Source organism: Pantoea alhagi (assembly GCF_002101395.1).
Classification (GTDB): Bacteria; Pseudomonadota; Gammaproteobacteria; order Enterobacterales; family Enterobacteriaceae; genus Mixta; species Mixta alhagi.
In genome coordinates this window covers 3092888-3107464 of record NZ_CP019706.1, presented here as the reverse complement: position 1 = coordinate 3107464, position 14577 = coordinate 3092888, and the positions used below count along the sequence as shown (strand labels likewise).

11 protein-coding genes are annotated in these 14577 nt (G+C 48.4%); 1 reads left to right on the top strand and 10 read right to left on the bottom strand.

Annotation, left to right across the window (positions count from 1 at the left end; translation table 11 throughout):
* Positions 1–38: 38 nt before the first annotated feature.
* The 10 genes from B1H58_RS14460 to B1H58_RS14415 all read right to left on the bottom strand — a co-directional run bounded on the left by B1H58_RS14460 (position 39) and on the right by B1H58_RS14415 (position 12011).
* Positions 39–1046, bottom strand: coding sequence for a glycosyltransferase (locus tag B1H58_RS14460; RefSeq protein WP_085071180.1), 1008 nt, complete (start codon positions 1044–1046; stop codon positions 39–41).
* The gene (locus B1H58_RS14455) at positions 1043–1990 is read right to left on the bottom strand and encodes a polysaccharide pyruvyl transferase family protein (RefSeq protein WP_085072329.1); all 948 of its coding nucleotides are present in this window, start codon (positions 1988–1990) and stop codon (positions 1043–1045) included. The genes B1H58_RS14460 and B1H58_RS14455 overlap by 4 nt, the downstream gene beginning before the upstream one ends.
* Before the next feature lie 11 nt (positions 1991–2001).
* Positions 2002–3483: an MOP flippase family protein gene (locus B1H58_RS14450; RefSeq protein WP_085071179.1), complete on the bottom strand. Its 1482-nt coding sequence runs from the start codon at positions 3481–3483 to the stop codon at positions 2002–2004.
* A 107-nt stretch (positions 3484–3590) separates the two neighbouring features.
* A complete protein-coding gene (gene wcaJ / locus B1H58_RS14445; protein ID WP_085072328.1) occupies positions 3591–4991 on the bottom strand; it encodes an undecaprenyl-phosphate glucose phosphotransferase in 1401 nt (466 codons plus the stop codon).
* A gap of 73 nt (positions 4992–5064) precedes the next feature.
* The gene (locus B1H58_RS14440) at positions 5065–6147 is read right to left on the bottom strand and encodes a glycosyltransferase (RefSeq protein ID WP_085071178.1); all 1083 of its coding nucleotides are present in this window, start codon (positions 6145–6147) and stop codon (positions 5065–5067) included.
* The gene (locus B1H58_RS14435; RefSeq protein ID WP_157130181.1) at positions 6148–7242 is read right to left on the bottom strand and encodes a hypothetical protein; all 1095 of its coding nucleotides are present in this window, start codon (positions 7240–7242) and stop codon (positions 6148–6150) included. It abuts the gene before it with no gap.
* Positions 7243–7274: 32 nt separating this feature from the next.
* Positions 7275–8180 carry a glycosyltransferase family 2 protein gene (locus tag B1H58_RS14430; RefSeq protein WP_167373293.1) on the bottom strand — a complete coding sequence of 302 codons (906 nt, stop codon included), beginning with the start codon at positions 8178–8180 and terminating at the stop codon, positions 7275–7277.
* Between the two features lie 70 nt (positions 8181–8250).
* Complete coding sequence (gene wzc, locus B1H58_RS14425; RefSeq protein WP_085071175.1) at positions 8251–10428, bottom strand: tyrosine-protein kinase Wzc; 2178 nt, start codon at positions 10426–10428, stop codon at positions 8251–8253.
* Between the two features lie 12 nt (positions 10429–10440).
* Positions 10441–10875 carry an arsenate reductase/protein-tyrosine-phosphatase family protein gene (locus tag B1H58_RS14420; RefSeq protein WP_085072327.1) on the bottom strand — a complete coding sequence of 145 codons (435 nt, stop codon included), beginning with the start codon at positions 10873–10875 and terminating at the stop codon, positions 10441–10443.
* Between the two features lie 5 nt (positions 10876–10880).
* Complete coding sequence (locus B1H58_RS14415) at positions 10881–12011, bottom strand: polysaccharide export protein (RefSeq protein WP_085071174.1); 1131 nt, start codon at positions 12009–12011, stop codon at positions 10881–10883.
* A 978-nt stretch (positions 12012–12989) separates the two neighbouring features.
* Between B1H58_RS14415 and B1H58_RS14410 the strand changes: the two genes are divergently transcribed.
* Positions 12990–14564, top strand: a complete 1575-nt coding sequence (locus B1H58_RS14410; RefSeq protein WP_085071173.1) for a TerC family protein — start codon at positions 12990–12992, stop codon at positions 14562–14564.
* The last annotated feature ends 13 nt before the right edge of the window (positions 14565–14577 follow it).

Sequence of the window (14577 nt, the reverse complement as noted above, 5' to 3'; positions counted from 1 at the left end):
TTCGCTGCGCGATAACGATGTTTTCGGGCACGCGCCTGTCAGGAGGCCCGTAGTTTTAAGCGTTTCAGGGCAAAGTTGAATACCCGCCAGGCAAAGTAGTTGTTTTCCGCCAGCGTGATATCCAGGTTGCGGTAACGCGACACCAGCGTGTCCAGCTCGCTCTGGGACTTTGCGCTAAATTTCACTTCAGAACCCTTCGCCACGCCAATAACGTTCAGGATATTTTTAACGATCCGCGCACGCAGGTTTTTTCTGCTCTCCTGATCAGAGGTGTGCCGCATCAGCTCTTCCAGAGCATCGCAGGCGCGGAGATAGCCAATGGCATTTTTCTCTGAGCGCGAGCTTTGCATGATAGAACCAATACGAATACGGCGTTGAAAATATACGCTGTCCGTTACGCAGGTTTTTCCCGCTACAAAAAACAGACGCGGCGTAAACTCTTCATCCTCATGAATAATTGGCAGGAAAAAGAGCTGGTGCTGCGTCTGCAATTTACGCGCAAAAATATACAACCATGCGTTGGGGATAAAGGCGTTAGTTTCCGACAGAGTATTGAACGCCTTTTCACCGCTGGAAAAAACGCGCTCCATACGACGGCGATAGGAGATCAGCCGCACCTGCTGCGACTGATCTCCCCCTTTGCTTTTTGCGATGGGATCTTCAAACGACTCCGCAGAGAACGCAAAGATATCCATATCAGGGTGCTTTTCCAGCGTTTCATAAAAACGCTGGATCAGGCCATCCACGGACACATCATCCGAGTCAAAGTAATAGATATAATCCCCGGTAGCGGCACGCGTGCCGGTATTGCGCGCCTCACCCAGTCCGCCATTGGCGGTATGAATAATCTTTACCAGCGGGTGGGAGCCATACAGTGTCTCCACCAGGTCGCCGGAGCCGTCCGTCGACCCGTCATCAACAATAATGACTTCCCACGGCTGTACAGACTGCGTAAGAATTGAATCAACAGCTTCCTGAACATAATCCAGTACGTTATACACAGGGATAATGATGGAAAGTTTAGGAATCGTTGGCTCTTCAATCATAAAGTAATCAACTCACAGTCAGGGACATCTTTTGTCCAGGAAGCGTAGTAACCTGAATTTTTACCGTAGGAGTTGTCCAGTAGTTTGGTTTTCACGCCAAGCAGGCAGCATAAAATATGCCCGTGCATACGTGAGGTCACTACCGTATCGTGCGACATAAAGTAAGTGTTAATCCGATTAACCAGCGTATCGGTATAGTCGCTCCACTTCTGCGGCGTATTAAACAGGCGCGTGCTCAGCGTGCGATTAACTCGCTCAAAATTAAGGTAAATGCGGGTTTTAGCGCGATCCTGCTCGGTGCAGATATCTTCCCAGTCTTCATAGCCTTCGGGTCCGGGCATGCCGGGCAGGCCGTCTACCTTCGTCTCTTCGATATCTTTACGGATCATCCACAGCGTGTCACGTTTGATATCTTTAGAAGACTGTTTTGGGAAAACGTTCCATAACGCGTGCGCCATATCCGGGCAGAGACGTACATCTTTGCAAAAATGCTCTTCGAGAATTTTCTTGCTGCGTTCATCACGGCAGAAGATCGTTAGGTTTTTATGCTGGCGTAGAATCTGCGCCGACTGCAGCATTTTTGCTTTATCTTCAAAATGGACGGTTTGTGGCAAAATAACCACTTTATGATGGGGAAATGTCTCTACTACGGCTTCACGCAGGCGCTGATGATGTCCATATAAGTCACCAAAGTTACCGCCGCCCTGTAATAAAATGATGACATCCTTCGGCAGATTACGGTTTTCTGATAACCACTTTATACTGGTTTTATCCGTGCGGCGTGCCATTACCTGATATTGACGTTCTTTAAAGAACTGTTCAGTGCCCTTATAGATTAACAGGTCTCCGACATTAAGATGAAGCGGTATATCCAGAAAAGCCACCTTGCTGCCAGGAGGAACAACGGCATCAATAACTGACAGGGTGTTTTTAAGTTTATCCATATGGTGCATGATTAGTTTTCCGCTCTTAAAATTCGACGAAGTTTTGGGTTTTTAAACAGATGATTTTTCATTTCTAATATTAAGGGGTCGCGACTGATTAATATTGCCATCAGGAACACCAGCCCGCCCGAAATAATCTGAACAGCTAAGAGTACGGGAAGCGCAACCGAAGTCGAGAAGAAAAATCCGATAATATATGACACCACCGATGTCGGCAGCGCCATACGAAATGGCATCCAGATACTATACAAATATTGCTTATAACTTGACCCTAATACCGGACGAATCAGGATAAAATAACTTAGCCAGGTATTAAGAACCTGAACGGCTAAAAAGCCCAACGAAGCGCCAAACCCGCCGCCTGTTTTTGCTCCGATCCAGATAGCCGGAATAAATAAAAACAGCTTCACAACGTTAAACTTAAAGCTGATATCGACACGTGCTTTCGCCATCAGTAGCGACCCGATCGGGTTACCAATCGAACGCAGCAGCCCCACCACGCACAATACCTGCAGAATCGGGGTGATGAAGCGCCATTTTTCACCGAACATAAACAAGACAAAGTTTTCCGCCACCACTAACAGCCCTAACAGCGCAGGGAAGTTAAGCAGCCCAACCAGCGAGAGTAACTTGTAGAAGTTTTCCCGCAGCTTTTGCTGATCGTCCTGTATTTTTGAAAATGCAGGAAACAGCACGCGGGTAATAATGGGGTTCAGTTTGGTTGGCGGCATTACCGCAACGTTATACGCCAGATTGTAACCGCCGGTAATTGCCGCCCCCAGCGTACGCGACAGAACCGCCGTCGCCACATTGGAGTTTAGCTGGTTCACCAGGCTATCTGCAGTAAGATAGGCGCCAAACTTCAGGTTGGACGTAATGGTACGAAAGGAAAATTGAAAGCGTGGCTTATAGGTTTTACGACCGTACCAGGAAAACATCAGGGTACGTACTGTGACCATCGCCAGATAGCCCCAGATAGCGGTTATTGCCTGAGGTTTAATCCAGGCGGCAACCATGGTAACGATAAAGCCAATGGTCACCGCCAGCGTTTCGGTTAAACCAATTTTAGGAAACTCCAGCTCTTTCTGCAGCAGCGCACGGAACTGCTGTCCATGCGGAATAATCAGAAAGGCCACAGATAATACCTGGATCAGCAGCTTAAGATCCGGCTGTTTTAACCAGCCGCTGATCAAGCCGCTACAGCTAAACACCACCGCAAATACTGTCAGACCAATAAGAATATTGATCCAATAGAGCGTTGAGAGTTCAGCTTCAGAAATTTCCCTGCGCTGGATAATCGAATTTGACAAACCGAAGTCGGAAAGCGTATCCGCCAGCAAAATAACCACCATGGCGATGGTAAGTAAACCGAACTGATGCGTATCGATCAACCTCGCCAGCAGCGTCATTTGCAGGAAGCCAATGCCAATCGTCGACAGCGTCGACAGGGCAGACCATTTGGCCCCTTTTACCGTTTTTTCTTTTAAGCTCATAATCCACGTCTAAGCAGGGGTGAAGTCCGCTTTCACTGTGACAAGACTACAGCCGCATCCCGGATAAGGATGCGGCTCCTGACAGGCTGCTCTCTTGTGCGCTGCGCTTAGTAAGCGGTTTTGCTGATAAAACCTTTAAAGAGAGTCAGAAAAATAATGCGCATATCAAGCCACAGGCTCCAGTCACGGATGTACTGCAGATCGAACTCAACGCGTTTTTCCATTTTTTCCAGCGTATCGGTCTCACCACGCCAGCCATTAATTTGTGCCCAGCCGGTAATGCCCGGTTTCACCTTATGGCGCAGCATGTAGCCCTGAATAATCGAGCGATACTGTTCGTTATGCGCAACGGCATGCGGACGTGGCCCAACAATAGACATATCGCCTTTTAATACGTTGATGAACTGCGGCAGCTCATCCAGCGAGGTAGAGCGTAAAATACGACCAATAGGTGTAATACGCGCATCGCCTTTCGTGGCCTGGGTAACCGTATCGCCATTCTCCATCACTGACATTGAGCGGAACTTCCACACTTTAATCGGCTTACCGTCCATGCCGTAGCGCACCTGGCGGAAAATCACCGGGCCCGGCGAGGTAAATTTCACCAGCGCGGCAATGGTCAACAGCGCAGGAGAGATAAACAACAGAATGCAGGAAGAAACCACAATATCTTCGATACGCTTCAACACCATATTGATGCCGTTCATTGGCGTTTCAAACAGCGGTACCACCGGCACGCCATTAATTTCTTCGGTGCGCGATTGAAGAATATTAAAGGTGAAAATATCCGGGATAAGCATTACCGAACAGGTGGTGTCAGAAAGTTTGTTCACCAGCTCGCGGATTGCCATCTCTTCCGACATCGCCATGGCGATATAAATTTTATCCAGTTTCCCTTCCCGGGCATCGACCAACAGCTGCTCAAGATTGCCGCAGTAGTTGATATTGCCGGCATCACTACGAGATTCATTAGCAACGTCAGAATAAAGCCCGACAACGTTCATACCCATCCAGGGTGCGTTAATGAAACTATTAGCAAGTGAAACGCCAATGGGCATATTCCCGACGATGGCGACATTGCGCGTATTGTATCCCAGCTTGCGAATAATACGGGCAAAATAGCGAATTGCCAGACGGCAGGCGATAAAACCGATCGCCACAATCCCAAACCACAACAGATAAGCTTTAAAATTAAGATCCAGATCGCTGACGAACGACATCACGCCGGCGGTAATCAAAATACTTAATGCCCAGTTTTGCAAAATAAGCTGTAGCTCGTGGGCGAAACTGACACCGCGCCAGGAGCGATAAAAATCAGTAATACCGCCAATCATCTGGAATAATGCCAGAGCGGTAAGTGAAAGTAGCCACCAGGATGATGAAAAAGACTGGGATTCAATGCGTGCTAAAATATACAGCCCGGTAAACATCACAAAAATGTCAGAAAAACGCTGTATTATGGAAATAATCGACGCGTTAGTACGGGTACGAAATCCACTCGCCGTCATCATTTTATTATCATCCCTGCCTAATTCATGCATGATTGAAGACATGTCTTAGACCTCGCTAGTTAATTGGTGTTCAACGTTTCAGTATGTCGGCATATAAACCATGCGTTTTGGCTATCATAGCCTGCGAAGTAAAGTTATTGGTAAATAATTGATTTCCTTTTCGACCCTTCTCCCTCAAATCAGATTTATCCAGGCGGTTTAGTACAGAAAGTAAGGAGTCAGAGTCACCGTTTTTAAACAGATATCCCGTTTCATTATTAATTACCACTTCCGGCAGTGACGTCGCGTCACTGGCAATAATTGGCACTGAATAGCTCATTGCCTCCAGCGGCACCATCGCGAATCCTTCCCAACGGCTGGGAATGACCAGCACATCCGCCGCGATAAAATAAGGTTCCATCTGGCTGGCTTTAAGCCAGCCGGTATACTCCGCTCCCGGCAGCTTTTCAATTTTCTCAGCGCTGTGTACGCTGTCGCCAATCAACGTCAGGTGAATATTGGGATTTTGATTACGCTTCATGGCATTGAGTAAAATATCGTAGCCTTTCTGGTAATCAAAACGCCCAACAAACAGCACGTTAATACGCGGATCGGCTAGCGTATCCGCCTTGACGATCTGCCGTTCAGCCACGCCGTTATGAATCACCACCAGTTTATCAGCGCTAATGCCGTGTGCCTTTGCCTGGTCAGCTTCATACTGACTAACGCAAATAATGGCGTCCGTCATTGGCAGCAACGCTTTTTCGATAAAGGAATAGATCTTTTTCTTACCGTTACTGGTCTGCATCAGGAAGCTAAATGCATGCGGGCAGTAAACCACTTTTGGACGAACAACAGGCCAAAGCAACAGCAAACAGGCACGGCCAATAACGCCGGCAAAGGAACTGTGAAGATGTACCACGTCGGGCTTGAATTTGATTACCGTGCGGCAAAACGCAGCGGCAAATGAAAACAGCGCGCCGACCGATCGGCCTTTACGCTGCCATTTCACGACGTTTTCTGCGTGTGCCGTATCCAGTTCTCCTGCCTGATCCGCCGGGATCAGGCACTGGATTTGATAACTGCCCTTCTCATCCTGTTGTGCCGCAACGAGTTGTTTTAAAACTGTGGCAACGCCACCTTTTATTGTCTCAGCAGCATGGAGGATTTTCATTTACTCTTCCTTTTTGAATTTCCCAAAACTTAAATAGACGTAGAACATTAATGGATAGAATGGCGACAGGTGACGCAGGTAGCTGCCATAATCTGGTTCAAACAGGCTCTGAATAACCGTGTAGGAAATAATCGCCAGTGCAAACACCACAACCAGCGGATAAGTTCTGTCCTCCAGGGCAGCATGAAGCGTTTGCCAAATTCTTCTGAACATCAAAATAATAAACGTAGAAATAACCACATAATAAGGCGACAACATTAAAATCAGTGGGAACGGGAAAAAGAATGTTATCCACGTCAGGCTAACGTTTAACCAGCCAAATAACGGGTTACCGGCCGGGAACCAGGGGCGAATCAGCGTATTGCTGCCGTCGCCTTCGCTGTCCAGTCGGTGTTCATTCACTTCATTACGGAAGTTATCTACGTCAATGCCTAAACCATACTGGAAGCCAAACGCCAGTACCAGCAGCGAAAGCAGACATAAAATAAATATCCATTTTCCTTTATGGACATAACGTGACATTAACAGCAGAGCATAAAATTCCAATAGAAACAGGAACCAGTATGTTCTGAAATAATAAGCATAGAACAGAGCAAAGCAGGTCCATATTAATAGCCCGGCAGTACGGTTCGCAAAGGTGATGAGCAACGGCATCATCATCAAAAATACGATAAAGTCTTTACTCTGCCACGTCAGGTTAATCATTGAAGAAAAGCAGAAAAACAAGAACACGCCGATATCGAATATATTCATCGAACCACCGCGCACCCTGATGAAAATAAACACAAAGGTACTGATGATAAGAATGGCTGAAATCAGCGCGAATACAATCGAGCTTTGTTCAAATCCCAACAGTTTATAGAAGTAAGCTGTGCTGCCGTAAGAGTTTCCCGGGCCGAAGCTATAGGTAAACTTCATAAAGCTAAAGATGGTAATTTGGTCTGAAAAGAAGTACGGTTTCATCACCGACTCTTTTACTAATGCCACTCCCACCATCATCAGCATCATAAATAAGAACAGCATAAAGGTCATATGTGGATCGAAATAGAGATAGCGATTCTTTCTTATACCTATCTTCATTGATAAAAATTTCATTTTATTTTCGCCATTCCAATTGCTGTTTTAAATCACTTCCCCGGAACAAAACGTTTCGCGGTAATAGTGGCTAACTTTTTAAATCTTTCATTCATCATCGCCATAAAATGGCTGAATTTAATTTTTCTCGACAGCAGCAGCTTTAAATAGATAGCCACGCCTTTCGATTTTTCATTAGAGAGCAAATAACTGTCGGCAATAATCTTTGCGTAGAAGCCAAACCAGATATAGCTGGGTACGCGCTTTTTAATGCTCTCCAGCCAGATTAACGATTTATCACGTTTACCGTCGGAAGAGATACGCGCGGTAGAATCCGAGTCGTCATAAATGGTCAGCGGCAGGTCGAGGTAAAAAAAGCGGGCTCCCCTCTCCTGCAGGCGCAGGGCGAAATCCCAGTCCTGATGTTTACGCAGCGTAGGATCAAACTGAGTTTGTTTGGCTATCGCGGCGTCCAGCAGGAGCGTACTGGTTTGAAAATCGTTGCCCAGCAGCAGGAACTCCATGATCGAGGAATATTTTTTCAGGTCTTTATTCCGTCGCAGGTGCATGCCCTCAGGGCGCTTATTATATTTAGCCGTCATGCAAACGCGGTTTTTACCTGGCTGCTGGCGTAAATAGGCCAGTTGCTTTTCCAGCTTCTCCGGCACCCACTCGTCGTCGGAATCGAGCAAGGCGATAAACTCACCGCTGCTGCGCTCAATCCCTTCATTGCGCGGACGCGTGCCGCTGCTGTTTTGCGCCAGCTGAATAAAATGTACGCGCTCATCCTTAACGCCCGCCATGACCTCAGCGGTATTGTCCGTGGAAGCATCATCCACCACGAACACTTCGATGTTACGCCAGGTTTGATTTAAAACGCTGTTTAGGGTTTTTAAAATGATGTCGGCACGATTATAGGTGGGAATAACAACGCTGATTAAAGGCGTAGACTCAGTCATAACATCAGTCTCAATGTGATTCGTTTTAAAAACCTTAAAAGGCCAGCCGCGAACGGCTGGCACTCTCGTTTTACGGCTTGGTTGATTCGTAGCTATAGTGGTAATAGCCATAGCCGTAGGCGCTGGCAGCTTTTTTCACCACCAGGTTCAGAATGGCGCCTTTAATCTCAATACCGTTCTGCTCAAAGCGACGAACGCTGACTTCAATCTCTTTCACCGTGGATTTCTCAAATCCTGCCACCACCATACTGGTGCCGGCCTGCATACCGATAATGGCCGCATCGGTCACCGCCAGAATCGGCGGGGTATCGATAACCACGATATCGTACTGCTTCTGCACATTGGCCATCAGGTCGATAAACTTCTGACTCATCAGCAGTTCAGACGGGTTAGGCGGCAGCTGACCGCGCGGAATAAAGTCCAGTCCGCTGACGTTAGTGGGTCGAATCGCCTGCTGCAGCGTTGCCTGATTTGACAGCAGGTCAGACAGACCGTGACGGTTATCGGTATTAAACAGCTCGTGAGAATAGCCTTTACGCATATCGCCATCGATAAACAGTACGCGCTGACCTGACTGTGCAACCACGGCGGCCAGGTTAGTGCTGATAAAGGTTTTACCGATATCCGGGCTGCTACCAGAGATCATGACGATATTGTTAGGCGCATCCAGCATAGCGAAGTGCATGGTAGTACGCAGACTACGTACCGCTTCAACCGCCAGATCCGTTGGGTTTGCCAGCGCCAGCAACTCACCGCCGCGTATCGCTTTTTTGCCCTTATCTTTGCCCAGCATAGCCAGCTTACGATCGCGCTGCTGCTGCCATTCAGAGATAGGAATACTGGCGTATACGTTGATGCCGCTGTTTTCCAGCTGCTCCGGACTTTCGATGCCACGAATCAGAATGGTTTTCATCAGCACGTAGATAGTGGAAGCCAGCAGGCCCAGCACCAGAGAAACGGCGATGATAATGGCAGAACGCGGAGCGATCGGCTTGTTCAGCACCAGTGCCGGGTCAACGATACGTACGTTACCCACAGTGCTGGCTTTGTTGATGCTCAGCTCTTGCTGCTTGTTCAGCAACTGCATGAACACCGCCTGCCCTGCATCAACATCACGCGTCAGACGAATAATTTCTTGCTGAGTGCGCGGCAGGGCTGAAACTTTACCCTCCAGCGATTTTTTCTCATCCCGCAGCGTCTTACGCTTTTCCAACAGCGTGCGATAAGCCGGGTGCTCTTTGGTATAGAGCTTGGAGATTTCCGCCTCACGGAAAGTCAGTTCGTTCAGCTGGTTATCCACATTAACCATGGTATCCAGCATCGACTTGGCTTCCAGCGTCAGATCCACTGAATCGTTTTGCTGGCGGAACGCGTTCAGTTTGTTCTCAGCATCATCCAGCTTCTGACGCACCTGCGGCAGCTGACGTTGAATAAAATCGAGGCTCTTTTGCGCTTCCTCAGATTTACGCTCAACGTTTTGCAGCAGATAGTTTTCCGTAATGGCGCGCAGCGTATCCTGCGTCAGCTGCGGATCGGAACCGTTCAGGGTTAATGCCAGCACGCCGGTATCTTTGCCCTGATCCACTACGCTCAGACGGCCTACCAGATCATTGTAGGTTGGCAGGTAGCCATTTTTCTGCACAACAAAGGCGTCGCCCGGCCCTGCATTGGTGTCAGAGACGAGGATTTTTACTTTGCCCTGCCCTACATACTGGCCTACTTTGCCTTTTACCAGTTCGCCGTCATCGCCAGAAAGGGTAAAGGTGTTGTTCTCACCGATAACCAGCTCAAGCTTCTGGCCGATCAGTTCCGGCGGCAACTCCAGACGAGAAACGGCGAGTTTTTTATCGTCGTTGCCCATCAGGCGCGCCCAGCCAGCACCTACAACCGGCAGATATTTCGGCGCGACGGTGGTTTGCAGGTTAAGATCTTCGATGGTTTTACCCAGCACCATCCTGGACATGATCAGACCAATCTGCGCATCTGAAGCCGGTTTGGTATCCGGCATCAGATTGGAGAGTTGAGTCATCACCAGGCTGCCCTGGTTTTGTTCAACCTGTACCAGCGCGTCGGCCCGATAAACCGGGGTGGCGAGGATGGAGTAGATAATACCTATTACTGCGAATAGTGCGGTTACGCCAATAATGAGCCAGCGATGATCGATAATTGAACCGTATAAACGGGCTACATCGATTTCATCTTTGGCATCTGCAATTTTCTGCGAGCTATCTGATTTTTTGTTGACCATTATTATGCCTGATTATCGATTTAATGCGTGGGCCCATTTCTGAGCGGCGTCATCCAATAAAAGGTATACAGATTCAAAAGCCTCTATACTTTTTCGATATGGATCCGGGATTTCACGACCTGCGCACCAATGACCAAACAGCATGGTTTTGCCGCGAACTTCCGGGGCGATATTACTGATGTCATTGATATGCTGTTTTTCCATCACCAGGATCAGATCGTTTTCTCTGCACATGGCTGAAGTGATTTTGCGGGCGCGGTGCCCTTCCAGCGAGAGGTTGTGTTGCTCTGCCACCTTGATGGCATTTTCATCCGCCGGATAGTTCACCAACGCGCCTAATCCTGCTGATTCAACTTTCACATCCGGGCAATAGCGTTTTAGTAATCGTTCGCCGGTTGGCGAACGGCAGATATTGCCCACGCAGACAATGAGAATTGAATTAAACATATTCATCACCAGTTTTTGATATCTCTCGCTGAGTCGATGCTGTAGCGAACACTGTTGATGGTAGGCAGCAACTGATTAATGACGCGGTTCCAGCGGGTAAGCGGTGTTGCGGTCACGTAGACGATGTCATACGGCTGCAGCTGGAATTCCGTACCCAGCACCATCGCGGTCGCATCAGCAGTATTAAGCTGATAGATATTCGCGACCTTGCCGCCCTGTTCGCGGTTCGGACGAATAACAAACACGCCGGTGGCGTTAGAGACATCCTGGTTCAGCCCTTCCGCATTGCCCAGTGCTTCCGTCAGCGTCATGCCGCTGCGATCCATTTTCAACGTCTGCTGGCGGTTCACTTCGCCCATGACAAAGATTTTCAGTTCGTCATTGCGCGGCACGTACAGAATGTCGCCCGGATAGAGCAGGCGGTTTTGCGTCAGATCGCCGTTCTGCATCAGCGCCTGCAGAGAAATACGTTGTTCACGGCCATTATGGGTCAGCACCACGTTACGCCAGTCGGCGTCTGCGGAGAGACCGCCTGCGGCGTTAATCGCATCCAGTACGGTCAACGGAATATTGGTGATTTCCTGTTTACCGGAGGTACCGACTTCGCCGGTGACGTAGACCTTTTGCGAACGGAAAGCTGCGATATTTACATCAACCTGCGGGCTTTCAATGTAGCTGGCCAGACGGCTCTGCAGCTCGCTGCGCACTTGCTGGATGGTTTTACCGGCGACCTTTACCTTACCAATGTAAGGATAATAGATGGTGCCATCTGAATGGACCCAGTTACCGGTGTCGCTGGCGCTGCGGTACTGACCGGCTGGAGTTGTTAGCTCCGGGTGATCCCAAACGGTAACGCTCAACACATCGCCTACGCCGATACGATACTCATAGTTCGCCAGCTCACGATCAAGCTGCGGGTTCGGCTGGGCAACAATAGGTTTTCTGCGCAGCTGCTCGACCAACATCGGGGTAAGAGGAAAGACGTTAACCATTTTATTGATGTCATAATCAGCGTCCTGCTGCTTGATAACATCTTTACCACTGGTGGAAACATTTTGCCCTGGGACTACGGTACAGCCACTGATAAGTGAGATTGACACCAGTAACGGAGCCAACTTTAGTTTCGTTTTCATCATTGAATTATCATCACTATTGCTGATTTATTGTCTAAAGCGGTGTGTGTCGCCGCAAAAAAAAGTTCATGAATAAACGTCAATTCACGACCAATCTGCTCTAACTATTGCTGTTCCGTCATGAGATGTTTGCCCCTCGTTTTATGCATAAATGTCCCTGCTGCGAAAGCCACTCTGTCAACGCCCGGTAAAAACAGAGGTGGCCCGCTATCCTGCAGTTCGACCATTAATGGTCAGCTTACTGACCGTATCGGTATTAATTCGTCCTGTCATTCCGGCAGTAAGGCCTGAATCAGGTTTTATGATGGCATCTACTATTCTGTCGTATTTATTTAGCATTAGTCTTAAAACAACAGAAATTTATAAATTACTCTTGACGGGCTTATTTGAGCCCAACTGCCAGAGTTTAAGCACGCTACCGCCCCTGGCTTTCAGCTACCAATGCTGTTAAATCAGAAACAGTGCTATTTGAGGCGCAGGGACCGGTTAGCTCTTATAAGCTACATAAAGCCAAAGAGATTGCTCATTTATCTGAGCGCAGCAAAAGAGCCGCATCAATTATCTCGGTCCGATCACATAAGTTATGGCTAGATTTTTATACTATTGACTGGTTGTGACAAGCACAGGAAAGCAGATCCATAGCACTTTCAGAATAAGACTAAAGAATATAAAAAATAATCGTTAATTTTCATGAATTTATCACAAGAGCGCCTTTCTTTTTTTTCCAGATAATTCCGGCTTGATAATAACTTTTATTACATGATGCAACCAGATGGCGTTTATTTCTACAGCAGATGTTAATAATCGCCTCTCCCTGCCCCCGTAAAATCCCAATAAGCTCGAGTGCTAATATATGCATATCAGGCGCAGATTAAGGCTTGCGCTTTTTTTGTTTAGGATTTATCTCAGGTAATATTGCGTTTTCATTATTCCGATCCCATCATCTCTCAGCAAAATAAACAATAAAAGGTGAAACAAGGTATGGAATGGATCGCAGATCCATCAATCTGGGCCGGGCTGGTTACATTAATTGTGCTTGAACTGGTGCTGGGTATCGATAATTTGATCTTTATTGCCATCCTGGCGGAAAAGCTGCCTGCCGCACAGCGCGATCGCGCCCGCGTTACCGGGCTGCTGTTGGCGTTGCTTATGCGCATGGCGCTGCTGACATCAATTGCATGGTTAACCGGGCTTACGCGCCCGCTGTTTACGCTATTCAGTCACACTTTTAGCGCCCGCGATGTGATTATGCTGACCGGCGGGTTATTTCTACTGTTTAAGGCCACTATAGAGCTCAATGAGCGGCTGGAGGGACGCGACAGTGATGAGAATCCACAGAAGCATGGCGCGCGCTTCTGGCCGGTGGTGGCGCAGATTGTGGTGCTGGATGCCGTTTTCTCACTGGATGCGGTTATCACCGCCGTTGGCATGGTGGATCATCTGCTGGTGATGATGGCTGCGGTGGCTATCGCCATCTGCCTGATGATCCTTGCCAGCAAACCGTTAACCCGCTTTGTTAACGGCCACCCAACCATTGTGATTCTTTGCCTGAGCTTTTTGCTGATGATTGGCTTTAGCCTGATTGCTGAAGGGTTTGGCTTCCATATTCCCAAAGGCTATCTCTATGCCGCTATTGGCTTCTCTATCTTGATTGAGTGTCTTAATCAGCTGTCGCAGTTCAATCGTCGTCGTTTTCTTTCATCGACCATGCCGCTGCGCAAACGCACTGCCGAAGCGGTACTGCATCTGCTGCGCGGTCAGCACGTCGAAACGGAGCTGGATGCGGAGACCGCTTCGCTGGTGGGGGAGGCCGATGAGCACGCGGTCTTTAATAAACAGGAACGCCAGATGGTTGTGCGGGTCATGAGCATGGCGCAACGCAGCGTCAGCAGCATTATGACCTCGCGTCATGACATCGAACATATTGACCTGAGTAATAGCCCGCAAGAGATAATGGCGCAGCTGGACCGTAATCAGCATACAAGGATCTTGATTACCGAAAACAGCAGCGAGCCGCTGGGGGTAGTGCATATTATCGATCTTCTGCATCAGTCTCTGCATCATAACTCTCTCGATCTGCGCGCTTTAATCCGCCAGCCGCTGATTTTCCCGGAACAGCTTACGCTGCTGTTGGCGCTGGAACAGTTTCGCAGCGCGCGCACCCATTTTGCCTTTGTGGTGGATGAGTTTGGTTCGGTGGAGGGCGTGGTGACCCTGAGCGACATCATGGAAACCATTGCCGGTAATTTACCGAATGAAAGCGACGAGCTGGACGCGCGCTATGATATTCGTCAGAAAGAAGATGGCAGCTGGATAGCCAATGGCCATATGCCTCTGGAAGATCTGGAGATGTATATCGACCTGCCGCTAAACGAAAAGCGCGATTATCACACCATTGCTGGTCTGCTGATGGATCAGCTGCAGCATATTCCTCAGGCGGGCGAAGAGTTGCAGATCGGCGACTGGCTTATTCGCACTTTAGAAGTGGAAAGCCATCGCGTGCATAAGGTGCACATTATTCCGTTTGATCAACGCGAGCCGGATAACGAGGCGTAAACAGCCGTAATGC